General features: G+C 57.1%; 21 protein-coding genes. 14 read left to right on the top strand and 7 right to left on the bottom strand.

The annotated features are described in order from the left end of the window. Positions 1-5 precede the first annotated feature (5 nt). Genes BA177_RS04195 through BA177_RS04230 form a run of 8 tightly spaced genes read left to right on the top strand, consistent with a single transcriptional unit; the run spans position 6 to position 7,403 of the window. Positions 6-1,094 (top strand): zinc-binding dehydrogenase, encoded by a 1,089-nt coding sequence (locus BA177_RS04195; RefSeq protein ID WP_068613282.1) that lies wholly within the window; start codon positions 6-8, stop codon positions 1,092-1,094. A gap of 18 nt (positions 1,095-1,112) precedes the next feature. Continuing rightward, positions 1,113-1,721, top strand: coding sequence for a VOC family protein (locus BA177_RS04200; RefSeq protein ID WP_068613285.1), 609 nt, complete (start codon positions 1,113-1,115; stop codon positions 1,719-1,721). Between the two features lie 3 nt (positions 1,722-1,724). Continuing rightward, the gene (locus tag BA177_RS04205) at positions 1,725-2,276 is read left to right on the top strand and encodes a VOC family protein (protein ID WP_068613288.1); all 552 of its coding nucleotides are present in this window, start codon (positions 1,725-1,727) and stop codon (positions 2,274-2,276) included. Then, entirely contained in the window at positions 2,276-2,851 is a 576-nt protein-coding gene (locus tag BA177_RS04210; protein ID WP_068613291.1) for an amino acid synthesis family protein, read from the top strand. Before BA177_RS04205 ends, BA177_RS04210 begins: the two co-directional genes overlap by 1 nt. A gap of 42 nt (positions 2,852-2,893) precedes the next feature. After that, on the top strand, positions 2,894-3,742 hold the full coding sequence (locus BA177_RS04215; protein ID WP_068613297.1) for a fumarylacetoacetate hydrolase family protein: 849 nt from the start codon (positions 2,894-2,896) through the stop codon (positions 3,740-3,742). 45 nt (positions 3,743-3,787) lie between these two features. Beyond that, positions 3,788-4,897, top strand: coding sequence for an NAD(P)/FAD-dependent oxidoreductase (locus BA177_RS04220; protein WP_068613300.1), 1,110 nt, complete (start codon positions 3,788-3,790; stop codon positions 4,895-4,897). 21 nt (positions 4,898-4,918) lie between these two features. Continuing rightward, positions 4,919-5,818: an NAD(P)-dependent oxidoreductase gene (locus BA177_RS04225; protein WP_082989858.1), complete on the top strand. Its 900-nt coding sequence runs from the start codon at positions 4,919-4,921 to the stop codon at positions 5,816-5,818. Then, positions 5,808-7,403 carry an FAD-dependent monooxygenase gene (locus tag BA177_RS04230; RefSeq protein WP_068613306.1) on the top strand — a complete coding sequence of 532 codons (1,596 nt, stop codon included), beginning with the start codon at positions 5,808-5,810 and terminating at the stop codon, positions 7,401-7,403. Before BA177_RS04225 ends, BA177_RS04230 begins: the two co-directional genes overlap by 11 nt. 271 nt (positions 7,404-7,674) lie before the next feature. Here BA177_RS04230 and BA177_RS04235 read toward each other — a convergent pair whose 3' ends face one another. Both BA177_RS04235 and BA177_RS04240 read right to left on the bottom strand, forming a co-directional pair. Then, positions 7,675-9,774, bottom strand: a complete 2,100-nt coding sequence (locus BA177_RS04235) for a cytochrome c3 family protein (RefSeq protein ID WP_068613309.1) — start codon at positions 9,772-9,774, stop codon at positions 7,675-7,677. Between the two features lie 508 nt (positions 9,775-10,282). Continuing rightward, positions 10,283-11,494 (bottom strand): GGDEF domain-containing protein, encoded by a 1,212-nt coding sequence (locus BA177_RS04240; RefSeq protein ID WP_068613312.1) that lies wholly within the window; start codon positions 11,492-11,494, stop codon positions 10,283-10,285. A 561-nt stretch (positions 11,495-12,055) separates the two neighbouring features. Here BA177_RS04240 and BA177_RS04245 point away from each other — a divergent pair. From BA177_RS04245 to BA177_RS04260, 4 genes are all read left to right on the top strand, one after another. Beyond that, complete coding sequence (locus BA177_RS04245) at positions 12,056-14,044, top strand: MHYT domain-containing protein (RefSeq protein WP_068613315.1); 1,989 nt, start codon at positions 12,056-12,058, stop codon at positions 14,042-14,044. Further along, a complete protein-coding gene (locus BA177_RS04250; protein ID WP_068613320.1) occupies positions 14,041-15,246 on the top strand; it encodes a response regulator in 1,206 nt (401 codons plus the stop codon). The genes BA177_RS04245 and BA177_RS04250 overlap by 4 nt, the downstream gene beginning before the upstream one ends. Further along, a complete protein-coding gene (locus BA177_RS04255; protein WP_068613322.1) occupies positions 15,239-16,381 on the top strand; it encodes an HD domain-containing phosphohydrolase in 1,143 nt (380 codons plus the stop codon). The genes BA177_RS04250 and BA177_RS04255 overlap by 8 nt, the downstream gene beginning before the upstream one ends. A 156-nt stretch (positions 16,382-16,537) precedes the next feature. After that, the gene (locus BA177_RS04260) at positions 16,538-17,446 is read left to right on the top strand and encodes a TolB family protein (RefSeq protein ID WP_068613324.1); all 909 of its coding nucleotides are present in this window, start codon (positions 16,538-16,540) and stop codon (positions 17,444-17,446) included. Between the two features lie 225 nt (positions 17,447-17,671). On the opposite strand, the gene BA177_RS04265 is transcribed toward BA177_RS04260, so the two are convergent. From BA177_RS04265 to BA177_RS04285, 5 genes are read right to left on the bottom strand one after another with little or no spacing between them, the layout of a single operon-like run. Then, complete coding sequence (locus BA177_RS04265; RefSeq protein ID WP_068613328.1) at positions 17,672-20,896, bottom strand: efflux RND transporter permease subunit; 3,225 nt, start codon at positions 20,894-20,896, stop codon at positions 17,672-17,674. Then, complete coding sequence (locus tag BA177_RS04270; protein ID WP_068613332.1) at positions 20,886-21,959, bottom strand: efflux RND transporter periplasmic adaptor subunit; 1,074 nt, start codon at positions 21,957-21,959, stop codon at positions 20,886-20,888. The genes BA177_RS04265 and BA177_RS04270 overlap by 11 nt, the downstream gene beginning before the upstream one ends. Before the next feature lie 26 nt (positions 21,960-21,985). Next, entirely contained in the window at positions 21,986-22,309 is a 324-nt protein-coding gene (locus tag BA177_RS04275) for an ArsR/SmtB family transcription factor (protein ID WP_231892483.1), read from the bottom strand. A 34-nt stretch (positions 22,310-22,343) separates the two neighbouring features. Next, positions 22,344-23,642, bottom strand: coding sequence for a TolC family protein (locus BA177_RS04280; protein WP_068613338.1), 1,299 nt, complete (start codon positions 23,640-23,642; stop codon positions 22,344-22,346). After that, entirely contained in the window at positions 23,635-24,924 is a 1,290-nt protein-coding gene (locus BA177_RS04285; RefSeq protein WP_068613341.1) for an NAD(P)/FAD-dependent oxidoreductase, read from the bottom strand. The genes BA177_RS04280 and BA177_RS04285 overlap by 8 nt, the downstream gene beginning before the upstream one ends. Positions 24,925-25,107: 183 nt before the next feature. Here BA177_RS04285 and BA177_RS04290 point away from each other — a divergent pair, with 183 nt between their 5' ends. Both BA177_RS04290 and BA177_RS04295 read left to right on the top strand, forming a co-directional pair. Continuing rightward, positions 25,108-25,323: a YgaP family membrane protein gene (locus BA177_RS04290; RefSeq protein WP_068613343.1), complete on the top strand. Its 216-nt coding sequence runs from the start codon at positions 25,108-25,110 to the stop codon at positions 25,321-25,323. Positions 25,324-25,359: 36 nt separating this feature from the next. Then, positions 25,360-25,968 carry a Tll0287-like domain-containing protein gene (locus tag BA177_RS04295; RefSeq protein ID WP_082989859.1) on the top strand — a complete coding sequence of 203 codons (609 nt, stop codon included), beginning with the start codon at positions 25,360-25,362 and terminating at the stop codon, positions 25,966-25,968. Positions 25,969-26,179 lie beyond the last annotated feature (211 nt).

A 26,179-nucleotide genomic window follows, 5' to 3' on the forward strand; every position in this document is an offset into this window, starting at 1 on the left:
GTTCAATGCGCGCAATAGTCATAGAAAAGTACGGCGCCGCGGCCGATGTACTCTTGTACAAGACGGATATTCCAACCCCAACAATTGCTGATAACGAAGTTCTGATCGAAGTGCATGCATCCGCACTCAATCCGGTGGATTGCGCAGCCAGAGCCGGCTACGGGCAAAACATTTTCAAAACAATGTGGGGGGAACTACCTTTGGTGCTCGGCCGTGATGCGGCGGGAGTGATTGTGCAGGTCGGAAAAAATGTCGCTGGCTTCAAGTGTGGCGACGAGGTATACGCGGCGCCCCACATCGGCTGTCACGCAGAATACGTCGCCGTCGACGCGTCGTACATCGCTAAAAAACCGCGCAACCTCAGTTATCTGGAAGCCGCGAGTTTGCCATTCGTAGCGCTGACGGCGTGGACAGCACTCGTGGACAACGCCGGTTTCAGTGCTGAAAACGCGGCTGGCAAGAAAGTTGTGATACCGCGGGCGGCCGGCGGTGTAGGCAGTTTCGCGGTGCAGTTGATGAAAGCGTGGGGTGCCTACGTAGTCGGGCTCTGCAGCGAACGAAATTTCGATTTTGTACGCGCGCTCGGCGCCGATGAAGTTATCGACTATACGAAGGCCGATTTCTCGGCACAGCTGACGGCTTTTGATTGCGCCTTCGATACCGTCGGCCGAAGCAGTGACTTTGAATCGGCCGACTTGCGAGGCGCTACCGATCCCGCGGGCGAACATTTCGACGAGAAATTGATGTCAATGCTCAAACGAGACAGCGGTGCTGCGTATGTCACTGTCTGTTCGCCAAAGATGGCGCTGACAGATCGCCACGGTCTGGACGAAGGTATTGAACGCGCACGTGTCATCTTTGAAGAAAGATCGGCTGCACAGGAAAAGCTGGGTCGACGATATTACTGGTCGTTCTGCAACCCAAGCGGTGCTGCGTTGACTGAAATCAGCCAGTTATTGGAGCAGGGCAAGATTCTCCCATTGATAGACAAAGTCTATCGATTGGAACATATGGTCGCTGCTCACGAATACTGCGAGTCGAAACAGGCTCAGGGCAAGATCGCTATAGACATCCGGGAAGACGGAAAGCCGTAATTGTTGAGGTGACAGGATATGGAAAAGTTTAATGCAAAACTGGCTGTGCCCGCCAGAGAGCGAGGCAAGCTGGCTCCGATCAGAATGTCTCATGTCGTAATTGGCACGAACCCGGAGAACTACGAAGCGATGGTGGAGTGGTACCTCACCTATTTTGAGGGCGAAATCGCTTACGCGAATGACGATGTGGCCTTCATCGGCTTCGACGAAGAGCATCACCGGGTTGCTATTGCCGCGATACCGGGCCTTGTGCGGCCGCCGGCCAATAGCACAGGCGTCAATCATTTTGCATTCACTTACAACGATCTGGATGAGCTGCTGGCGACTTACGTCAGGCTTAAGAAAGAGGGCATCGAGCCCTATTGGCCGATCCTGCACGGTCCGACGACTTCCTTGTACTACAAAGATCCGGATCAGAATCGAGTGGAGATTTTGTGTGACAACCTGAAGGGTGAAGAGCTACTGGAGTTTTTCACATCCGGCGCCTTTGACGAAAATTTCATGGGCATCATATTCGATCCCGATGACTGGATAGAGCAACGCAAGAACGGCGTCAGTGCAGAGGAGCTTACCAGCAGGGATAAATTGCCTGAAGGCAAGACAGCCTGGGACATGTTCCGGGATTAAGAAATGACCTTTGCAAGCCGGCCAAGATTGAGCCATGTGGGCATCTTTGTGCAGAACATGGCGCCCATGCTGGAGTTTTACCTTGGCGTGTTCGGGTTCGTGGTGAGTGACGAAGGCTACGGAACGGTGATGCCCGTGAAACTGGTGTTCCTGACCGGCGATTCGTCGATGCACCATCAACTCGTACTGGCGTCCGGCCGGCCTGCCGAGGCTGCATTTTCCACCGTCAACCAGCTCTCCTTCACGGTGACAGACCTGGATCAACTACGGGCTATCCGGCTGCGATTGCTTGAGTATGGCGCGACGGACATTCGCGGCGTCAATCACGGCAATGCGTGGTCAGTTTATGCGCACGATCCGGAAGGAAATACGATCGAGGTGTATCTCGACAGTCCGTTTTATGTTCCTCAACCGCATTACGATCCACTGGACCTCAATTTGACTGACGAGGAGATCCTCGAGCAGACGGAACAAGCTTGCCGTCAAGACTCGGCCTTTATGCTGCGTGAAGACTGGCAGCGGGAGCTGGCGAAAAAACTGGAGGAGGCATCCTGATGCCGGAGATTCGCAAAACGATCCTGACGGTTGAAGAAATTCATCATGAAGGCGGGCCAGCAGTTGCACGACCTTTACGGCTCGGGTCCATCGCTGCGGTTGTGAAGAACCCGTTCGCCGGCGGCTACGAAGCCGACCTCGTGGGTTTTATGCAAGCACTCAAACCGCTGGGTCGGGAACTGGCCGAGCGATTGATTGCGGCACTCGGTGACAGTGGAGAGATTCAGTCCTATGGAAAAGGTGCAATTGTAGGTGGCGACGGCGAGATCGAGCACGGCGCCATGTGGCACGAGCCCGGTGGCTGGGGAATGCGAGAAGCACTCGGTGGCACGCTGGCAATTGTTCCGTCCAACAAAGTCGTTGGTGCCATAGGCACACGACTCATGGTGCCTTTGTCCCACATCAATGCCGCGTATGTCCGGGGCCACTTCGCCAGTGCGGAAATCGGCATCTACGACGCTCCGCGCCGGGACGAAATTGTCTACGGCCTTGTGATGGCAACGGGCGGACGAATTCACGACAGATTAGGCGGACTTGCTGTCGCTGATATTAAAGGCGAGGACGGTCTGCGCTGACAGCAAGACCTATCCCGCGAAACTGAATATGAGGAGTATGCAATGAGACTGGTTTCCTATGAGTCGAACGGTTCGGCGGCCTACGGAGCAGTAATAGAAGGTGGGATCGTGAATCTTTCCCGACAAATGGGCAGCGAGTACCCGGGCCTGGCATCGATACTGGAAACGCAACTGGATCGTGCCCGCGACATAGTCGCATCGGCGAGTCCCGATGTTTCACTCGACGACATAACATTTCTGCCGGTAATTCCGCGGCCGTCGAAAATACTGCTGGCAGCTGTCAACTACGCCGATCACATGAAAGAAGCCAATCGGGACCATACCGAGAATCCCGTGCTGTTCATTCGGCTCGCCGATTCGCAGACGGGTCATCGTCAGGCCATTATCCGCCCGCGGGTGTCGGAACGACTCGATTACGAAGGTGAACTTGCACTCGTTATTGGCAAGCCAGGACGACATATCTTGCAGGACGATGCGATGTTGCACGTTGCCGGCTATTCTTGCTACAACGACGCCAGTGTACGGGACTGGCAGCGACACACCAGTCAGTTTACGGCGGGTAAGAACTTTGCGTCGACCGGAGCATTCGGGCCATGGCTGGTGACGTCGGACGAAATTAAAGACCCGTTCAATCTGGATCTGATGACTCGAATTAACGGCAAGGAACTCCAGCGTAGCAACACCTCATTGTTAATCCACTCCATGCAAAAGCTGATTTCCTACATTTCCGATTTCACACCGTTGTTCCCTGGGGACGTCATTGTCACCGGTACCTGTGGTGGCGTGGGCTTCTTGCGCGAACCACCGATTTTTCTGAAACCCGGCGATACCGTCGAAGTGGAAGTTTCCGAGGTGGGCACGCTGGTCAACTCGGTTGCCGACGAGGCGTGATGGTTTGCGTGCCTTGCTGTTGTTCAGTACCAGTTAGCAAGCAACGTGGCTGATGTTCGCCTTGTGGTCGTTGGCGCCGGGGTTATCGGGCTGGCGGTGGCCAGGGAGGCTGCAATGCGCGGTATCGAGACCATCGTTCTCGAAGCTGGGACCAATATCGGCAGCGAAACGTCGTCGCGCAACAGTGAGGTAATACACGGCGGTATCTACTATGCCGCCGGCAGTCTGAAGGCCTTGCACTGTCTTGCAGGGCGCAAGCGACTTTATCGCTACGCCGAAGAACGCAATATTCCGTTCAGCCGCTGTGGCAAGCTGATTGTGGCGAACAGCGAGGGCGAAGACAGTGTTCTGCGGGGGCTGCTTGATCGTTCCATCAAGAACGGGCTCACTGGCGACGATGCGCTGCGCTACCTGAACGCGCGGGAAGTCAATAGGCTGGAACCCAATGTGCACGCAGTCTCAGCTTTGTTGTCGCCGTCCACCGGTATTATTGACAGCCACTCCCTGATGCTGGCGATGCAGGCCGATGCTGAGGCAGCGGGCGCCGATCTGGTTCTGCGCAGCCGGGTTGATCAACTCGTTCCCGGTGCGCCGCATACATTAAGTGGTAACAACGACGGCGACGAGTGGCAGCTAACGGCTGACAACGTGGTGGTATCGGCCGGACTGCACTCGACGCACCTCATGCAGGGCAACGACTGGCTGCGCCCTTTGGCGCCGCAGGTCCGGATGGTGAAAGGCAATTACTTTGCCCTGTCGGGGAAAAGCCCGTTCCGGCATCTCGTGTATCCCGTCCCCGTGGAGAAAGGGCTTGGAATTCACGCAACGCTGGACCTCAGCGGTAGCACACGATTCGGTCCGGATACTGAGGACGTGGTCGACATCGACTATCGCGTGGACGAGCGTCGGCAGGCTGTATTCGAATCGTCGATTCGCCGTTACTGGCCTGACTTGCCGGCAGACCGATTGCTGCCAGCCTATGCCGGCATACGACCGAAAGTTCAGCTCGCAGGTGCCGAAGCCGATTTTCTGATTCAGGGCCCGGACGAACTGGCTACAGCCGGTCTCGCTTTTTTGCACGGGATCGAAAGCCCTGGGTTGACCGCGTCTTTGTCACTTGCGAGCAGTGTCTGCGATCGCTTGTCACTGACCTAATACATTAAGGAGAAAGAACAGATGCCGACAGTAGGCTTTTTGGGTCTTGGTCGCATGGGGCAGGCAATGGCGCCGCGTTTGCTTGAAGCCGGTTTCGACCTGACGGTGTGGAACCGTTCGTCGGCGACGACTGACAGTCTGCGCGACGCTGGTGCGAGAGTCGTTGCACAGCCCGCGGACATCTGGCGGCACACCGATGTCGCCATTAGCATGTTACGTGACTACAACGCTACGCGTTCGGTCATGGAAGATGAGAGCGGATTGTTGGCTGAGGGTTGCGTCGGCAAACTGATTTGTGACATGGCAACGTATGCGCCAGCGGATACGCTGGCACTTGCAGCGCTGGCAAATGAGCGAGGCGCGCGCTACGTGGACGCGCCGGTTGGCGGAACTGTCGATCCCGCCCGCTCGGGCAAGCTCGTGGTCTTCACTGGCGGCTCAGCTGATGACACTGATCAACTGCAGCCAATCCTGTCGCCCTTGTCCAGACGCGTCTTCAACATGGGACAGCAGGGCAACGGCGCGAAAATGAAAATGGTCATGAACCTTGTGTTGACAGTCTACTGGGAGGCTATCGCTGAAGGTCTGGCGATGGCGGAGGGCGGCGGCCTTGATCCGGGTGCAGTCCTCGACGTGCTGGCAGAAACGCCGGCTGCCTTACCGATATTGCTCAGCAAAAAGGAACTGCTGCTGGGCCAGTCGGATACCGTGGGTTTCGATATCAACGGCGTGCAAAAAGACATGCGAGCCGTCATGCGCACGGTGGCTGAACTGGGTTTGTCTGCACCGGCCGCCTCCGGAACTCTGGACGCCGTGAGCGCTGCAGCGAGTTGCGGCGCCTACGGCGATCAAGACGTCGCCAAGCTTGCGTCTTACCGACGCGGGCAACTCTTTAGCTGGGACCGGAAGAATGAACCGTGAAGTGAACGACAACAGCGCGGCAACACTTCCTGCCAGTACTGAGGTCTTGATCGTTGGAGCGGGCCCCACCGGGCTGCTGGCGGCAAATTTACTGGCTGCTTACGGCCGAGATGTTGTACTCGTGGAGCGCAACGCGGGCCCGGTGCAGGAACCGCGTGCGATCATCCTCGATGATGAATTTTCCCGGGTGCTGGCTACATTGGGTGTGGAACCCGAATTGCGTGAGCACAGTTTCGGTCCCGTCGGCGTGCATTACCTGTCGCCACTGGGGTTCGCGATACTGAAGGTGGCCGGTTTTCAGACGCCCAACGGCTTTGCCAATCGCACCACAATCTGGCAACCCAAGCTGGAAGAGGCGCTGGCGCAGAACTTCGGTCGACGGTCGCCCGGCCGATTACTCTTTCGACACGAACTGAGCAGCTTCAGTCAATCGGACGACGGTGTTGTAGCCGAGGTCAAAGGCAGCTCTGGTGTGGTTCATACAATCAGTGCGCGCTACCTGCTGGCTGCCGATGGCGCGAGCAGCCTGGTTCGCGAACGCCTCGGGTTGAAGTTCGAGGGCTACTCTGCCGCCGACCAACCGCACGTCGTGGTGGATGTGGCCGATGATCCGGATGGCAGCCTGCCGTATACCAAGTTCTATTGCGATCCGAGTCGACCCTGCACTTGTGTGCCGTTGCCCTATGGCATGCGTCGCTTCGAATTTTTCCTGTTTCCGGATGAAGACCCCCAGGCCATGCTGGAACCCGAGAATCTTGCGCGGCTGTTTCGTCCGTACCGCGACTTCTCAAAGGTTGAGGTGGTGCGCAAAGCGGTTTACGTCTTTCATTCGCGGCTGGTGGACCGCATGCAGGTGGGCCGCGTGTTTCTTCTGGGTGATTCAGCGCATCTCATGCCGCCCTTCGGCGCGCAAGGCATGAACTCCGGCGCGAGGGACGCCAACAATCTGGCCTGGAAGATTTCTGCCGTGCTAGCCGGTTGTGGTAATGAACGTGTATTGCAAAGCTACGATCGTGAACGACGTGACCACGTATCACGGATCATCCGCTATTCCGTGCGCATGGGGCGGCTAAGCAATATAACTTCCCGACCGCTGGGTTTGTTGCGCGACGGAATGTTTGCGCTGCTCAATTTTTCGCCGCCAGTACGGCGCTATTTTCGTAGCATGCGACACATGCCGAAACCCGATGTCAGCGCAGGGCTGGTTGCTGGTCCAGGTGTGGGCGGTTTGACGGGACGACCCATTCCGCGCCTGGAGTTGGTTTTAGGCGACGGCAGTTACACTAATCTGGACGACGCGATGGGAACGGGCTTTGCAGTGGTGAATATTGATGCAAATGGCGACATGGGTGGTCCGGTTATCAATGCCAGACCATATGATCCCGCGACGCGGAGTATTCCTATTGGTCCGGATAGCAGCGCAGTGTATTCCCCGGCAGACGAGTTCGGGCAGCATTGGTGTCGCGAGAACAGCGGCAAGGTTCTGTTGGTGCGACCGGACCGCTATGTGGCTGTAGCCGCGAACGAGGCGAAGTTTGATGAGGCGTTGCAGGAGTTTCGGGTAGCAGCGGGGCAGGTAAGTTGAGCGAGTCGACAGATTGCCGGGAGCGTGCTTCGCTTTAGCGTCGGGTCTTCACGTCGGTTGGCAGCGCCACGCGTATCACCGCCGCTGGTATTCGCTTGGCATTCGATTTATTGCAGACCCGGTATCCCGGGACAATACTCGGCGAACTGTTTCACGGCGCGGGTCGGAGTTCATCAACTAAAATTCAACGCCTTCCAGTTTGTTCGTCTACGTCTGCTGCTGCGTTGGCAGAGAGGTCACAGGCGCGCGGAGGTTGTATGGCCGGTCAGAGTTATTCGGTTGAACTGTCACTGCCTTGCAGCCTACCCAGCGATTGTTCGAGCAGCACAAAATCCCGGCCGGGTCGCGAATGGTGGTGCATCTTCTGCGCCACGGTACGCGCAGCTTCAACCTTGCCGCGGTCACGTAACATGGTTGCCAATGCCCAGCCGATATCTGCTTGTTCCGGAAAGTCCTCATGGGCCTGTTGCATTAGCTCAAGGGCCGCCTTCTCCAGCCCCAGCGAGTTTAAGGCGATTCCATAGACGTACACGTAGCGGCTATTGGCAGGCATTCCAACCGCTGCCTTCTCAAAGTATTCCAGAGCAGCAGTAGCCTGCCCGCTGCGCACGAGAAACAAGCCATAGGCATGCTGTGCAACTGCAGAACCCGGGTCGCGCTGAATGGCGTACTGCAGATACTGTCCCGCCGGATCTGAATTGCCCAGCCGGGATTCGAATTCTGCGAGGTTCGTCAGCGATTCCGTCAGGCTTGCTGACGCTAACATCGCTGCCCGGTATTCATCGGCGACTTCGTCGAATACGGCAAGATCTTCACGAGGTAGCAAGTCACGTACTTCCAGATAAGTTGCAACCGCTTCTATGCGTACGCCGCGTACGGTGTCACGCAGCAGATGACTGCCATAACTCAAGAGGTCATTGGCCGGCAGATTACGCAGGGCACGCAATGCGCCGATCCGCACCAATGGCTCCGGATCATCGAGACTGTCTGCCAACAACCGCTGTCCCTCGGAACTGAGCGGTGGCTGCAACAGTGTGAGCAGAGTCGCGCGGGCTATGGCTGGATAGTCTGTGTTGCGCAGGCCTTCCAGCAACAATGCGTTGGCCGGTTGGCTGCGAGCAGTCGCTATGATCTGGCCGTAATGGGTAGCCGCGTCGCCTGCTCCCGGTATGCGAAAGCTGTGATCGCGACGGTCATCAACACCCATGTAAGTCGTCGCCGGCATGTGACAATCAACGCAGCCTGAGCCTGAGTCGCCGTAGTGGCTGTCGGCGGCGAATCGGGCCGGTAAGTGGCATTGGGAGCACAGCTCGTCCGGCTGCAGGTCGTTTCGCAACCCGGCAGTATGCGGGTTGTGGCAGTCGGTGCACGCGACGCCTTTCGCGTACATTTTGCTTTGCAGAAACGAGCCGTAAACATAGACTTCTTCGCGGATTCGGCCATCGGCGTGGTAAAGGCCGGCTTCGAGCAATGCCGGCATATGCGTGTCATTCAACGGTTGGCCGTACTCATAGTCTTCAGCGATTACGCTGCGTCGTGCGTGGCAGCGGCCGCAAGCTTCCGTTTGCGGGTGAGCGCGGGTGTCGCCTTGTCGTTCGGCGATTCCTGTTTCCGGATTCATTAGCCAGGCGGCAAGCCCTGTTGTTTTCAAGTCAACCGGAAAGCCGGAGCCTGGGCCGTCTGCTTTGTTTTCGTGTTTCTCGATATGCAGTGAGCCAGGTCCGTGGCACGCTTCGCAACCCACCGACACTTCACTATACGTTGTCGAAAATGTGTCGCTTGCAAGGTCGTAGCCGACATCCACATTGCTTGAATGACATTCTGCGCACATCTGATTCCAGTTGAAGTAAGGGCCTGTCCAGTGCAGCGGATTTCCGGGTGTAATGTGTTCATCGGGGTACAAGTGATACCAACGTTGACCGCCCTTATTCTCCGGCCGAGTGTCCCACAGATAGGGCAGTGCCTGTTTTCGGCCACCGGGGAGGTCAACGAGATATTGCTGCAGCGGTCGTACGCCAAATGTGTACGTAACCTCGTACTCTTGCCGTTGGCCCTGCGCATCTTGGATAACGACTAAATATCGCTCACCGTCTTTCTCGAAAGTCGCGTGGGTCGTGTAGTAGTCGAAACTCGCGCCGTCAAAATTACCGAGTACCGACTGATTACTGGCTGGTTGCATCGCGAGCTGGTGGTCTGAACCCTGCCAGCCCGCAAACTCGTTCTCATGGCAGGAGGCGCATCGGTCGCTGCCTGCAAACTCCGCGACGGGCTGGCTGACGTTGTCGGGCGAGGGCGCATCACAGCCCGCCACTAGCCATAGCAGGACAATGCCCACCTGCCAGCGGCGTGCGCAAGGCACGCTCAGTCGCATGACGTATACAAGTTAACCGTGGGCAAACGCCGGTCCTTGCCATAACGTTGCTTCCGGCGTTCCCGTGCCAATGCTGGTTTCATTACTGGTCCAGGGTGCGGTAGTGCAGAGCGTCGTCGAGAAGTATCTGAGCGAAAGGGCTTGCAACAAACGGCGTATTCTGCGCGGCTCCATGATTCATGAGGTTACTTGTCCAGCTTGGTCACGGTCGTAAAGTTTAAAGACACGATCCTGTCGATTCGCAGTGAAGGACCGATTGCGTTCTGATATCTCAAAGTTTATCGCAGGAAATGCCGCAAGGCACCGAGAGTGCGCAATGATCTCTGACGAGATCCAGCGCAAAGTGTACCTGGCTCGGCCGGACGAGTCGCATCAGGCACGCTGATTCCGATTGGTGCATTGCCCGTGCGGGCAATGCACAAAACACGTGCGCTGCGGCATAGAATAATGCTGCGGGTTCGTGCAGCTGAGAATGGCGACCGGCATTGAGGTCACGCAACGATTGGTATCAGGAGTCGCTCGCATTGAACGCGCCGGTCTCGAGTATTTCGTAAGAATCCTGACCGTGTACAACGAAACCATTGCGGCCGGCAGTCTTGGCATCGTAGAGAGTCTCGTCGGCGAGCTGCAACAAACCGGCCGGTGACCGGTTGATCATCGGTTGTGCAAGTCCGACGCCAATGCTGATCGTCACGTGCGGGCTGCAGGCAGAGCCAGCGTGCTCGATTTGCAGTGATTCAACCGCCTCGCACAAGCGTTTGGCAATGTCTGTCACAGCGTCATCGGCCAGATCGAACGCTACTATCGCGAATTCTTCACCGCCATAGCGCGCGGCGATATCCAGCGGCCGGCGAGCAAACCCGGCAATGACGGCCGAGACTTGCTGCAGTGCCTGGTCGCCTGCCTGGTGGCCGTAGTGATCGTTGTAACGCTTGAAGTAGTCGATATCGATCAGTAAAACCGCAAGACGGGCATGACTGCGCATCGACTGTTGCCACACGCGTGATAAATGTTCATCGAATGCGCGCCGGTTGCGTAGCCCGGTCAAGCCATCACGATCGGCGAGTTCGATCATCAATTCGTGACTGAGAAAGCGGCGTCGATACGAATGTTCTACTTCATAGCCGATGGTCGCGCCGAGCGCGAATGCGAAGCCGAGAAGGCCGACTGACTTCAGCAGTAACGGCGTGGTGACATCGCTCATCAATGCGGCTATTGCGTAGCTAAGCAGAATGCTTGCGCCGGCAATGACGGCGGCACGGAATTGCAGGCCCATGAAAAAGAAAGTCGCGATCAACAATAATGTCAGTGACGCCAGTTCTTCGGCATTACCGCTTGCCACCGAATTGGCAACGGCAAAGGCTACGGCCGCGCCGAGCAGTGCAGCCAACGGTTCGGCAATTCGCAGATAGGTGCGCATGCGGCCCTTGCTCCAGGCGAGCCACGCAAGCGTGATACTCGTCGGCAAGATGACCAACAGGTGGCCCAGCACGATTGCGTTCAGTGTGGCATGGGTGACAACCTGCGCAATCGTAAAGCCTGTGCCCAGAAGGGCGGCAATGCCGGTCCAGGTCCGTACGCGCGGTTGCACACGGCGCAAGTGTTCATCCAGATACTCTGCTTCCAGCTCAGGAGCCATACGCAGGTGTTTGCGGCGATCACGCAATTCACGCGCGTATACGGAATCGGGGAACTTGTCGAGGTCCAGGCGTTTGGTCATTGTTTTACTTGTCACGGAATCCGCAACAAACCTGCCGATTGGCCAGTGAATGACGATAACGATACGCCACGGAACAGTTGATCGATAGTAAAGACGTCGTATTTTCGACCGGAAGTTGTGTGCCGCCGGTGACCCTGCCGGCAGGGTTCGATATCGCTTCAGAGGTTTGTCGCGTCTCTCTCACCCGGCGTAGATGCGGCTGTCATGTGACTGGCACTCAGGCCGTTCGGTCGACCTGTGTCTTGCCAATGTGAATCACACTGAACGTGTTCCAGGCGCCGGAGGGGGCGTTTTTTTCGGCTGCTGAAACGGCTATGCGTCGCGTACGAATCCCGGTCGTATCCCCGCCTGTTATGTTCGAAAGGGATAAAAAAAGACCAAATATGGTAATTGATCGAGTAAGTCAGCCGAATTCGCCAAGAAATTCCCGCTTCTGGATTGTTGGTTCCTGGGGAAACTAAAGATTGGAGGCCATCCGCCGATACACGTCAAAGCATAGGGTGCATTACTGCCCAGCCTGGATCGCAAAACGGCGCAATCCACCTCTGTCAAGGAAGACTGATGCACACCACCTACAACCTACCGCTGGTCGCGTTGTCGTTCATCGTGGCGATTGCGGCCTCGTACACAGCACTCGAACTCAGTCGTCGGGTTTCACATGCGGATGGCATCGGTTCTCGCCGGTGGCTGACAGCGGGCTCCTTTTCGATGGGTTTCGGCATCTGGACGATGCACTTTGTCGGCATGTTGGCATTATCCATGTCATTGCCGCACAGCTACGATATCGCTCTTACCGGCTTGTCTTTATTGATTGCGATCGGCGCCAGTGCATTTGCAATCTACATTGCAACTCGATCAGGAATTTCGCTTGCACACATCGGGATGAGCGGACTGTTGCTCGGTGCCGGCATCGTCACCATGCACTATCTCGGTATGCTGGCCATGATCATGGAGGCCGACGTTCAATACGATCAGGCTATGGTCCTCGCCTCGATTGTGATCGCAATTGTTGCCGCCACTGCGGCGATATGGATCATTTTCACACTGATCAGTACAGCAAAAAGACCTTCGCTGCCGTTAAGAATGCTTGCCGCGACAATCATGGGGGGCGGTATCTGTGGCATGCATTATACCGGCATGGCTGCTGCCAGTTACACACCGTGGGTGGCAACATCCGGAGACCTTGGTGGTAGCGACAAGACTATGCAGGCCCTGGTCATCGGTACCGCCGCGCTGGTCATACTTGCCGTTACCCTGTTGGTGATCTTGTTTGACGACCGGTTGACAGCGGAGCGTGTTCAGCGTGAAAAATCCGTCCAACGGGCGATGCATCTGAGTCAGATTCTGGACGAATCGACCAACGAAATTTACCTGTTCGATGCGGACAACTTTCGCTTTTCCCACGTCAATCGAGGTGCGCTCGAAAACCTCGGTTACAGCAACAGCGAACTTACCAACATGACTCCAATGGAGGTGAGCCCAGGTCTTAGCAAGCAAGAGCTGGAAAATCTTTTGCTTCCTCTTCGTGAGGGCAAGCGCAAAGATATGTTGATCAATCTCATGCATCGCCGCAAAGATGGTTCAGAGTATCCGGTGCGTGCGCATTTGCAGTTGCACACAGCAAGTCAGCCACCACTTTTCGTTGGTATTGTTAACGACATTACGTCAATGGTTGATCTGGAAAGCCAGCTCGCGCAGGCGAAAAAAATGGAGTCGATTGGCCAGCTGGCAGCCGGTGTTGCTCACGAGATCAACACGCCTGCGCAATACGTGGGTGACAACACGAAATTTGTACAAGACGCATTTGCCGACTTGATGCCGCTGCTTGATCGCTATGCGGACTTGGCCGAAGCAGTGCGTGGCAAAGACAGCAAGAATGAACATCTGCAGCGGATTGACAGCGCCGTGGAAGATGCGGACGCCGAGTATTTACGTGAGCAGATTCCGCTGGCCATCGAACAATCATTGGAAGGCATATCACGGATATCCGGGATCGTCCGTGCGATGAAGGAATTCTCCCATCCCGGGTCGAAATTTCGCGAATCGACCGACCTGAACAGCGCGATCCGAAACACCGTGCTGGTCGCATCCAATGAATGGCGCTATGTAGCGGATGTCAGAACTGAACTGGACGAGAATTTGCCGCCGGTTAGCTGCTATGCACACGAAATTAACCAGGTTCTGCTAAACCTGATTGTCAACGCGGCCCATGCGATAGAGATGGGCAACAAAGGTGCAGATACCGGGAAAGGGACGATAACGATTACGACCAGTTGCGATGAAAAGATGGCTTCCATCACCATCACAGACACCGGCTGTGGTATCAAAAAAGAGCATCTTGATCGAGTGTTCGACCCGTTTTTTACGACTAAAGATGTTGGCAAGGGCACGGGCCAGGGTCTCGCGATGGCATACAGATCCATCGTGGATATGCACGGCGGTACGCTGACGGTTGCTTCCGAAGTAGGTCGCGGCACAACGTTTACTATTCGCCTTTCGTTGACTGGCACCAGCGCCGACGTCGCTGAGATTGAGGGCCGAGTCGCATGATGCGAGTACTGTTTGTAGACGATGAACCGAATATTCTGGATGGCCTGAGGCGCAGCCTGCGGCCGCTGCGTAATGAGTGGGATACCGAGTTTTTGACCAGCGCGGAAGCCGCGCTCGCCTACCTGGCTGAGAACAGCTGCGATGTCATAGTGAGCGACATGAAGATGCCGGGTATGGATGGCGCCGACTTCCTGCAGAAGGTTCGCGAGCGGTATCCCGAATGCATACGCATAGCACTATCCGGCGAAACCGATAACCACCTTATCTACCGTTGTGTTCAGAATGCGCATCAGTACATTGCGAAGCCTTGTGATGCGGCGGTGCTTGCTGCGACTGTGCGACGGGCAACATTGCTGCGTGAACTGATGACTGACGCGTCCTTGAAAACTCTTGTTTCCCGACTTTCGACGTTGCCAAGCATGCCGAGGCAATACCAGCAAGTTATGCAGGAGCTTCAATCGGACGATCCATCGCTGCAAAAGATCGGCGAGATCATAGAGTCGGACGCTGCTATGACGGCGAAGATTCTGCAGCTGGTGAATTCGGCCTTTTTCGGCCTTGTGCGACAAGTATCATCCCCCTCCGAGGCGGCCAACTATCTGGGCCTGGATGTAATCAGGACGCTGGTTCTCTCCACCGGAATTTTTTCGCAATTTGACGGCGAGAAAGCTCAAGGCGCCATGCTGCACAAGATCTGGAACGACAGCATGCGGGTGGCTACGCTGGCTCGCAGCATTGCGGCTCGTTACTGTCAGGAACCGTTGGCCGAAGACTACGCGTACATGGGAGGAATGTTGGCCAGCATCGGCAAGCTGGTCTTTCTGGAAAACCTACCGGAGAGTTACGCCACCATCGAACGGCGTCACGCTACCGAAGCGGCCGGCTACGAATACATTGAACGCAATGTCATCGGCCATACGCACACCGAAGTGGGTGCATACCTGGCCAGTTTGTGGGGCCTGCCAAACCCAGTCGTGGAGTGTGTTGCGTTCTATGCGCACCCGGCGAACAGTGTCGCAACTGACGTCACCTCGTTGGCGGCAGTACACATTGCCCATGCAATTGTTCACGGTAACGGTGAAGACAAGCTGGACTTGCTGGACTACGGGTTTGTCAGAAAACACGGTCTGATCGAAAATTTGCCGCAAATGACAGCGCTGTACAAAAATAACGATAACCTTTCGGAATCCAATCATGACTGACAAGATACTTTTCGTTGACGACGAACCGAATGTCCTGAATTCGATTCGTCGAAGTCTTCGTAACAAGTTTGATATTGATACGGCTGAGAGCGGCAATGAAGCGCTGCGCAAGATCAAGACGGGAGGCGGCTATGCGGTGATCGTGTCGGATATGCGGATGCCGGAAATGAACGGGATAGAATTTCTCGCCAGGGCCAAAGAAGTGGCGCCGGATACGGTGCGTATGATGTTGACTGGCAATGCGGATCAACAAACTGCTGTTGATGCGATGAACGTCGGCGATGTCTTTTGCTTTCTCAACAAGCCATGCAACGCGGAGAAGATGAACAGTGCGGTCGCAGCGGCGCTGCATCAACACCAACTCATAATCGCTGAGAAGGAGCTGTTGGAGGAAACCCTGCGAGGCAGTATCAAGGCCCTGACCGAGGTACTTGCGCTCAATAAGCCGGAAGTTTTTGGTCGGGCGACACGCCTCAAGAGTCACATGAGGCGACTCGCCATGCAGCTCAAACTTGATGATCTATGGCGCCATGAAAGTACCGCGCTATTGTCGCAAATCGGCTGTACCGGCATTTCAGAGGAGCTGGTCAAGCGGCGTGTCAGCGGTGATCGGCTCAATGATGCCGAGATGGCCGAATTTGCCGAGCACGCCAGTCTTGGTGCGAACCTTTTGTCATCAATACCGCGGATGGAAGCTATTGCCGATGCCATACGCTATCAAGAGAAGAACTTCGACGGATCAGGTTATCCTGCCGATGCACGCAAAGGCGAGCAGATTCCAATGGGTGCCCGGCTACTCAAGGTCGTACTGGATTTCGACGCACTGGAAGCGGCTGGTCACAACGCGAGCGACAGTCTGGAGCAATTACGCCAACAGGCCGCATGGTATGACTCCGCCGTTCTTGCTGCTTTCGAGAACAGTCTTTCCTTGGGTGCGGATGTCACGGTCAAATCGGTCGATGTTCTGAGACTGGCGGATACGATGGTGCTTGCACAGGATGTGCGTACGGACACTGATTTGCTCCTGGTCGCCAAGGGCCAGGAAACGACGGTATCCGTGCAACGCCGGCTTCGCGCATTCCTGGAAAACGGCACCATTCCATCGTCCGTGAAAGTGTGGGTTCGCGAGGGATAGTTGGCTCAACAGCAGTATCCGTATCGCGCGGTGACCGCAGTTCGTTGAACGTACGGACTTATTTGTGGTCAGAACTGCCAGCGGCTCGACCGCACAGAGCGGAAGTGCGTCCGGAACAGGCCGCGCCCGGCACACGATCAGAATAAGGTGTAGGCAATGATGTTGCCCATTCGTACGGTTCTTGCTTTGGCAGTACCTGTTCTTTTCATCGTCTACAGTGCTGCGCAGGCGGCGGAGCACAGCGCAGCCGCCGCTAACTCACCACAGTTGTTTTTGCCCGGTATCGTCTCGTCGGAGCTTCCGGAGTTTGCGGTCACCTTTGCTCCGGATGGCAAAGAAATCTATTTCAACCGGACCGACGAGGACCGCACAGAACTGAAGATCTACAGCAGCCGGAAGTTGGATGGGCGCTGGTCAATACCGACTGTCGTGTCTTTTTCCGGTGAGCACCGCGATGTAGATCCGTTCATCACGGCGGATGGCAAGCGGCTCTACTTCTCGTCCAATCGCCCGCGGCAGGGAATTGTTGAGGCATCGTTCAGTACCTGGTACGTGGAGCGGACGGTTGATGGTTGGTCTGAACCGATAGACCCCGGCCCGCCGCTCAATTCGACCGCAACAGATATATACGTAACGGCCACGCGCGATGGCGTGCTGGTGTTCAATTCACAGCGTGACGGTGTGAACCGCGTTTACACGTCGCGGGAAGTTGAGGGCACCTGGCAGGAACCGCTGCCATTGCAATTCGGTAGCGTCCAATCGGCTGGCAACCCGCGAATCAGTGCCGACGGTAACTACGTGTTGCTGGTGCAGGTGCAGGAGGGCACCGGGCCGGACCTGTTCTATTCTTGTAGATACGCTAATGGCTGGCGGGAACCTGTAGCGCTGTCCGGTAGCGTCAATTCGGCATTCGCCGATTTCGCGCCGGCTATCGACCCCGCTGATGAGTACTTGTTATTCACGTCGGAACGTCCTGGTGTGGTTGGACCTCAGCCTGCGGGAGTGAGACCACCGGGCGACATCTACATGATTTCCCTGACGGCGGCCGGAATTCGTTGCGAGTAACGACGGCAAGGGCGGCGCAACCGGCACGACACCAGTATTAACAGTAAACCGTGAGCCCCGTTGACGACGGTACTGGCGCAGGCGGGGGGGCAGGCGTTGCATCAAAGCCGTTCAATTCTGGCGTGGGTAAGCGACCTGTTGGTGTCGTCGTCGAATCCAGTCCGACAGCCACTCAGTTCGGTGGCTGATTAGATCGATGGCCTGAAAATAGCCATTCAACAGCAACTATGCACTCGCCGGTACTAGTGTCTTTCGCAGGCTGTAAAAAAGTACCGGAATAACCAGCAGCGTCAGCAACGTCGATATCAGGATGCCAAATATCAGCGCAATCGCGAGGCCGTTGAAGATCGGGTCGTCAACGATAAAGAACGCACCCAGCATGGCGGCGAGGGCGGTCAGTACGATGGGTTTCGCACGCACAGCCGAGGCGTTGACGACGGCCTCATCGAGTGTACGACCTGCTCGCAATTCCAGCATGATGAAGTCCACAAGCAGTATCGAGTTGCGGACGATGATGCCGGCGAGCGCAATCATGCCGATCATCGACGTTGCGGTGAAGCTCGCGCCGAACAAGGCGTGGCCGGGCATTACCCCGATGATCGTAAGCGGTATCGGCGCCATGATGACCAACGGCAACAAATAGGAACGGAAATGGGCAACAACCAGCAAGTAGATAAGTAACATGCCCACCGAGTAAGCAATGCCCATGTCGCGAAAGGTCTCGTAAGTAATCTGCCACTCGCCGTCCCATTTCAGGGCAAAGTAAAACGGGTTGGGTGGCTGGCTGATGTAGCGCTGCTCGATATCGATACCTTCAGCGCTTAGTTTGTCGATGCGCCCGGAAAGATCAAACATGCCGTACAACGGGCTATCGAGACTGCCGGCCATGTCGGCGGTAACGTAGACAACCGGTAACAGGTCTTTGTGATGAATGGCGCTGTCCCACGGCACGAGCCGCACGCTCGCAATCTCAGCGATAGGCACACGCTGGCCGCTTAGGCTCCGAACTTCCAGGCCGAGCAAACTGTCCAGATGGGACTTCTCTGCCACCGGTACCTCGAGACGAACCGGGATTGGGTATTTTTCGAGGCCACGGTGCACATAGGTGACGTCTTCGCCACTCAGAGCCATGTTGATGGCGCTGCTGACTTGCTGTTGCGATACGCCGAGCAATGCCGCGCGTTGCTGGTCAATATCAATGACATAGCGTTCGGCGTGGGCTTCAACCGTGCTGTCGATATCAACAATGTCGTCGGTGGCGGCAAACAGCGTGGTCAGGCGTCGGCCGAGGTCCCGCTGTTGCGAGTAATCCGGACCGTACAATTCTGCGACGATCGGTGCGAGCACTGGCGGCCCTGGTGGCACTTCGACAACCTTCGTCAATGCACCAAGCTCGGCACCAATGCCGCGAATGCGTTCCCGCAGGTCGCGCGCAATATCGTGGCTGGCGCGATCACGGTCGTGTTTGTCAACCAGGTTGATCTGAAGGTCGCCGACGTTGTTGCCCTCGCGCAGGTAGTACTGCCGAACCAGGCCATTGAAGTTGATGGGTGCAGAGGTACCGGCGTAGGCCTGGTAGTCGATCACTTCCGGCAACGTTTCGACGATGCTGCCGAGTTCATCGAGCACGCGTGCCGTAGTTTCAATCGTTGTTCCTTCGGGCATATCGACGACGAGTTGCAGTTCCGATTTATTATCAAACGGCAGCATTTTAAGCACGACAAGTTGCAGTGCGACGAGCAGCATCGCGATGCCAATTACAGCGGTCAGGCCGCCGTACAACAGGGTCCGTGCGCGCTTGCCGCGATCGCCGCCGATGAACGGCGTCATCAGGCGCGAAAAAAATTGGTGCAAGCGGGAGTCGTGTCCGACTTCCTCAATGTGCAGCGGTGCGTTGGCCAGAAGCTTGTTACTCATCCACGGAGTCAGCACCAACGCGACAGCGAGGGAGATGAGCATGCCGGCGCTGGCGTTGATCGGGATCGGGCTCATGTACGGACCCATCAGGCCGGTCACAAAGGCCATGGGTAACAACGCCGCGATAACAGTAAAGGTTGCCAGCACGGTCGGTCCGCCGACTTCGTTGACAGCCGGTGGAATCAGGTCGATTAATTTACCCTTATTCAGGCCGCGATGGCGGTGAATGTTTTCGACAACAACGATGGCATCGTCGACCAGGATGCCGATAGAGAAAATCAATGCGAACAGGGAAACCCGGTTAATCGTAAAACCCCACGCCCAGGACGCGAATAGCGTAGTCGCAAGCGTCACGATGACGGCGGCACCAATAACGACGGCCTCGCGCCAGCCGATGGCGACCAGTGCCAGCAGGATCACAGACAGTGTCGCGAAGCTGAGCTTCTGGATCAGTTTGGTGGCTTTGTCGTTGGCGGTTTTTCCGTAGTTCCGCGTGATCGTCACTTCGACGCCGTCGGGAATTACTGTGGCTTGCAACTGTGCCAGCCGCGCTTTGACGGCATTGGCGATATCGGAGGCATTAGTGCCCGGCTTCTTGGCGATGGCGATAGTGACGGCGGGCGCGTAGGCGACCCGGTCCGCGGCGGCTACGGCCGCACCGGTCGCGTACCAGCTGTACTGTTCCGGCTGGTCGGCGCCGGCGGTCACGCTGGCGATGTCTTCGAGATACACTGGCTTGCCGTCGACCACCCCAACCACGAGTTGCGCAACATCGTCACGGTTGCTGAGAAAAGTGCCGGCCTGTACGGGGATATTGCTATTGGCAACCACCAGCCTGCCCGCGTGGGCAACGGTGTTGCTTGCGGTCAGCGCCTGGCGCAAGTCATCGAGAGTCAGGCCGAAGCCGGCGACGCGTTGCGGATCGAGCTGCACGTGCACGATGTCCTGCGCTCCGCCTATCGTGTACACGTCGCGTGTACCCGGCACGCGCTTTAGTTCGGCTTCCAGTGCGTGGGCAATTTGCAGAAGTTCGTGGGTCGCGCGTTCAGTATCTTCTGTCCACAGGGTTGCGCTGACGATAGGCACGTCATCGATACTGCGTGGTTTGACTATGGGCGGCAGAATGCCCGAGTTGGGTGGCCGCCAGTCCTGGTTCGAATAAATGGCGTTGTACAGCCGCACCAGTGCTTCCGTGCGCTTTTCACCGACGATGAACTGCACCGTCAGCACGCCCATGCCGGGCGTTGAAACCGAATATACGTGCTTCACGCCTTCGATTTCCGAGAGTACTTGCTCCATCGGAATCGAAACGAGATTCTCCACTTCCACCGAGGAGGCGCCGGGAAAAGCGACAAACACGTTGGCAAACGTCACTTCGATCTGCGGCTCTTCTTCGCGCGGCGTTACCAGTACCGCGAACGCGCCCATCAACAGGGCTGCAAGTGCCAGCAGCGGGGTCAGCGCATTGTTCTGAAAGTACCGCGCGATGGCGCCGGTAGCGCCCAAAGAGCTGCCGGTGTCGTTACTCGACATACTCACTACTCATCTGTGTTTTGACCTGAATACCGGCCTTCACCGGGTCAAGTGCGATTCTTTCGCCCGCTTCGAGGCCGGCGAGAACTTCGATGCTGTCGCCTGGCCGGTTGCCCGTACGTACCTGACGCAGCCGCAGTTTGCCGTTGGCATCCATGACATACACGGCGCTAACCTCGCTGCGGCGCACTAGTGCCGTTGCCGGGATGAGCAGGCGCTGCACAGTGCCTTTGTTGACCACGACTTTTGTGTACATGCCCGGGTACAGGTTGAACTGGCCGTCCGGCAGGCTAAGGCGCGCGCGAAATGTATTGGTGGTCGCGTCCGCATAAGGGAAAACGACGATCTCCGTCGGTACGATGCGTCCGGCGCTCGTTACCACTGCCGCTTCGCGTTCTTTACGAAGTGCGCTGGCAGCATCCTGTGGCAAGTCCACAATGACGCGCAGCGATTCAAGTGACAGGCCGCTCATCAGCGGCTGGCCGGCATTGACGGACTCGCCCGCCTCGACATGCCGTTCGGTAACGATACCGGCGTACGGCGCACGAACTTCGGTGTAGTCCACTTGCTGCTGAGCGCGGGCGACAGCGGAGCGCGCGGCTACTACGCGCGCTTTTGCAGAGTCGCGTGCCGCTTCCGCCTGATCGAACTCGCGTCGCGAGCCGGAGCCCAGATTCAGCAGACTCTTGGCACGGGAAAATTCTTCTTCGCTCGCCCGGGCGCGTGCCAGTGCTTCCGTAAGCGAAGCTTGTGCTTCCGCAAGTGCTGCCATTTGCTCCACGCTGGTGAAACGCATTAGCAGGGTGCCGGCCTCGGCGTAATCGTCAACGTCGACCAGTATCTCGGCAATGCGCCCGGAGGTTTGTGCCGATACCGTGGCCTGATTGACCGCTTCGACGGTACCGTCGTAGTAACGCTCTAGCGGCGCTTCGGCAAGCTTGACAGTCATGGTCTCGAGGGGCGCTTGTTGGGCGCTCGCGGGCAAGCTCGCCGCCAGCGACAGGCATAGACTGGCGCTCAGCGCCGCGGCCTGTAACCAGCGGGATGTGCATTGCTGATGCATAAGAATGTGTGTCCCTGAGTTTGCCGTTATTGCTCGGCGGGTTGTGGCTCGCAGTACAGCGAGTGCAGTGTATTAAGTACCGCACGCGCTTCATCACCGGCCAACGAATAGTAGAGGGTTTGCGCATCGCGGCGAGGGTTGACGAAGCCGTCCTTTCGCAGCAGAGCGAGATGCTGTGAAACGGTTGATGGCCGTACTTCCAGTGCTTCTGCAAGTTCGCCAACCGAGCATTCTCTCTCAAACAGCTGGCACAGAATCAGCAGGCGTTTTTCGTTCGCCATTGCGCCAAGTAGTGAGCTCGCTCGTCCCGCGTTCTCGCGCATGGTGTCGATGTCCATCTTCTTCGTCATAGTTTATTCCTGGGTATTGCGGCGGCTGGCCTGTTCACAACTGACCGCTCGCGCGGGCCAGTCGCAATTTTGCCAGTGCGGCATCAAAGTTCGCACCGTCGATGTTGTTCAGAGCCTGCTCCATTAATGCTTGTGCGCCGAGTACTTCCGTGTTGGTGCCAGCACCGGCTTTATAGCGGTCCCGCGCGACGCGAAGGTTTTCCTCGGCCTGGATTACGGCGGCTTCAGCGACCTGGATGCGTTGCTCTGCTTCCTGCGCATCGAGCCATGCGCTACGCACCTCAAGCTGAATATCCGCCGACATATCACTCAGGCGGTGATTGACAGCCTGTGCCTGACGACGAATAGCCGCCACACGGTTGCTGTTGCGGCCGGCATCAAAAGGGTTCCAGCTTACGGCCAGCCCGACCATCCAGAACTCGTCGTCAGCCAGCACTGCCGTTTCAAGCCGGGTGTAATTGCTGATCAGCATCAGTTGCGGCCGCGAGCGTGCACGTTCCGCGGCCGCCTGTGCCTGCAGGGCGTCAGCCCGCGCGGCTATGCTGTCTATCTCGGCCCGTTGTTCGAGAGCGATGCCGAGCAGTTGGTCGAGGTTGTTCAACGAGGGCAGCAACGCTGTCACGTTGAGAAGGGGATCGAGCGCCACCGTCGTACCCTGCGGTCTGCCAAGGAAACGGTTGTAGGTGGCTTGTGCGAGTTCGAGCTGGTTCTCGGCGCGCAGTTCGCGTTGCCGCGCGTCTGCCAGCTGCACACTCGCTGCCAGATAATCATTGCGCGCAACGTCACCAATATTGAACCGATTTTCTGCATCCGCAGTGTGGCTTTCCAGCATTGCAACGTTGGCGCGCGCGACGGTTAGTGCCCGTTCGTTGCGCAGCACCGCGATGTAGTGCACTGCCGCGCCGAGTTTTACGTCGGCACGAACAGCGTCAACCTGGCCACTGGCGGCGTCAGCTTGCGAGCGGGCGGCGTCGATACCGCGACTCACCGCACCACTGGTGTAGAGCGGCAGGCTGACCTGCGCGTTCGCCATACTGAAGTTATCGCCGGAGAAAATACGCGGAGAGACAAAGTTATCGCCAAACGAAAAACGCGGTGCACTGTCGAGTTGCGTGTAGCCACCCGATACGTCCAGCCGCGGCATGCGCTCGGCGCGTGCACTCGCGAGTCCGAAGTGGGCGGCTTCCCGCTCGGCTTCTGCAGCGGCAAGTTGCTGGTGCGAAGTGAGCGCCGCCGTCCAGGCATCGGAGAGTGTCTCCGTTGCCTGGGCGGGTGAGGTCAACGCAAGTATTAACGTGGCGCACAGCAGCCACCTTGCGAATACTTCAGTCATCGCCGCGTTTTGGCGCCAGGCGCTCAATACCGAGGGCTTTCAGGACGTAGCGTTCGTACACGGGATCGACGTTGCCGGAGCGAACCTTGTGCAGAAAGTACTTTTCAAAGGCGATCTTCGCGACATGCACCCACTTACCTTTCTTGGCCCACGTGACATTGCGTGGCGGAATTTGCGGCAGGGCGACGAATGCCACACCGGTATCACCCATGTCAGCCAGGCAGATCGCATTCCAGGTGGCTTTGTGCGAAAGGGTTTTGCCGGCCATGTCCTCGGTGATGTTCTCAACGATTGCTGAGACCATCGATTCGATCATGTAACCGGTCTTTGGTGCACCCGTTGGGACCGGTGTTTTCTCAACAGGCGGAATTGCAACACAAACGCCGGCCGAGTAAATGGACGGGTAGGTCGGGTTACGCTGGAATTCATCGATCAGCACGAAGCCGCGCGGGTTACACAAACCCTCGACGCCCGCGACCGCATCGACACCCCTAAATGCGGGCAGCATCATCGAGAACTTAAACGGCACGGTTTCCTCGCCGCTTTCTTTGCCAGCGTCGTCATGCAAGGTCAGGTGCATGTTGCCGGCTTCGACAGATTTCACGCTGGCGTTGGTATGCCACTTGATGTGGTGCTGGCGGAATTCGCTTTCCATGATGCCTTTCGAATCGCCAACGCCGCCTAGACCCATGTGGCCGATGTACGGTTCGCTGGTGACGAAGGTCATGGGCACCTTGTCGCGCAGCTTGCGTTTACGAAGATCGGCGTCGAGCGTCAGGATGAATTCGTAGGCGGGGCCGAAACAGCTCGCACCCTGTACAGCACCGACTACGATAGGGCCGGGGTTGTCGAGAAATTTCTGGTACGCAGTCCACGCGGTTAGCGAGTGGTCGAGGGCGCAGATGGAATGAGTATGGCCGTTGTCGGGGCCGAGGCCGGGAATTTCATCGAAGGCCAGCTTAGGGCCGGTCGTGATGACCAGGTAATCGTAGTCAACACGCGTATCGTCCGCGAGCGTCAGGAATTTTTCCTTGGCGTCGATGGACATTGCGAGTTCAGAGATAAAATTGATGCCGTGTTTTGCGAGTCGTAGTTCGAGATCAACGGTGATGTCTTTCGACTCGCGCCAGCCAACCGCGATCCATGGGTTGGACGGTACGAACTGGAAGTTTGGACGTTCGTTGATCAGGGTGACCTCGTGGTCCGTACCCAATTTATCGCGGAGCTCGTACGCGGCCGGTACGCCGCCGGTTCCTGCTCCAAGCACTACAACATGACTCATGACTTCTACTCCCTGGCGTGGGTACGCCGCCGTGATGCCTTAATATCAGTTCGTGGAAGTGTATTCGAACCTTCGTATATTAGAATATACGTGAATGTGCGTATGTCCCGGAGGCTGCTGAGAGGGAACACTGGGTGCCTCTAAAGCCCGCGCTCAGGCGCGATTTTCAGAAGGAGTTCAACCATGTCTCTCGAACGATCCGTTACGGCGTTTGCCGGTTTTATGGTGCTGTTGTCATTGGTCCTGACCTACTGGGTACATCCTCTGTTCGTCTGGCTGACAGCATTTGTCGGCGCCAATCTGTTGCAGAGTGCGTTCACCGGGTTCTGTCCGGCTGCCATTGTTATGCGCAAGATGGGCATTCGCAGTGATCGTGAGCAGGCGGCGGCTACGCGGTAAATTCGTACGACTGTGCAGGTAGAAAGGGAGCGAGTCGTGAACAAGTTTTCGAGCGACGCCGCGGCAGTTGTATTGATTCTGGCGCTGGCGGCTGGCCTGTCATCGGCACAAGAGCCAGCGGAGACTGTTGAGTCGGCACTTACCGAGAGCAGGGTGTTGGTCAAGCGCTTTGCCGACGAGTTGCAAACCGCCCTGATTAACGCGATGGCCGAGGGCGGGCCGCAACGGGCAATCACGGTCTGCAAAGACATTGCACCGGAAATAGCCTCGCGATTATCACGTGAGTCGGGCGCGGCCGTTGGCCGTACCAGTCTGCGCTTGCGCAACCCGCAAAACCTGCCGCGCGAGTGGCAGGAGCCGGTACTGCAGGATTTTGACGCGAAAGCGGCGGCCGGCAGTGAGGCGTTGGCACTCGATCATTTCAGCGCTGCCGACAACAGCAATGGTGCGCGTTACATGAAGGCCATACCAACGGGCGGGCTGTGCCTGGCCTGTCATGGCACTGAGCTGGCACCGGAAGTACGTGAGCTGCTGAATACGCAGTACCCGCACGATCGTGCGACCGGCTACACCACCGGTGAGGTTCGCGGTGCGTTCAGTGTGGTTTGGCCGCGGGAAGAGGATGTGAAGGCGATCAGTGAGTGACGGGTTCTTGCCAAAACTGGTGAGAAACCGCTGAGCGATTGCACAGCGCCTGTACAGTTCTGAGCATTACAATGGAGTGAACCGCCGGGCCGGGCATAGCCATCTCGCGCAGAATATTGGTGTTTCACTGTTTGTAATTCACGGCGAGCAGGTTAGACTCCGCCTTCGTCTGGCACAGGTGCCAGCCGACATTCGGCAATCGCCGATGGAC

This window comes from Woeseia oceani, from assembly GCF_001677435.1.
GTDB classification, from domain to species: Bacteria; Pseudomonadota; Gammaproteobacteria; order Steroidobacterales; family Woeseiaceae; genus Woeseia; species Woeseia oceani.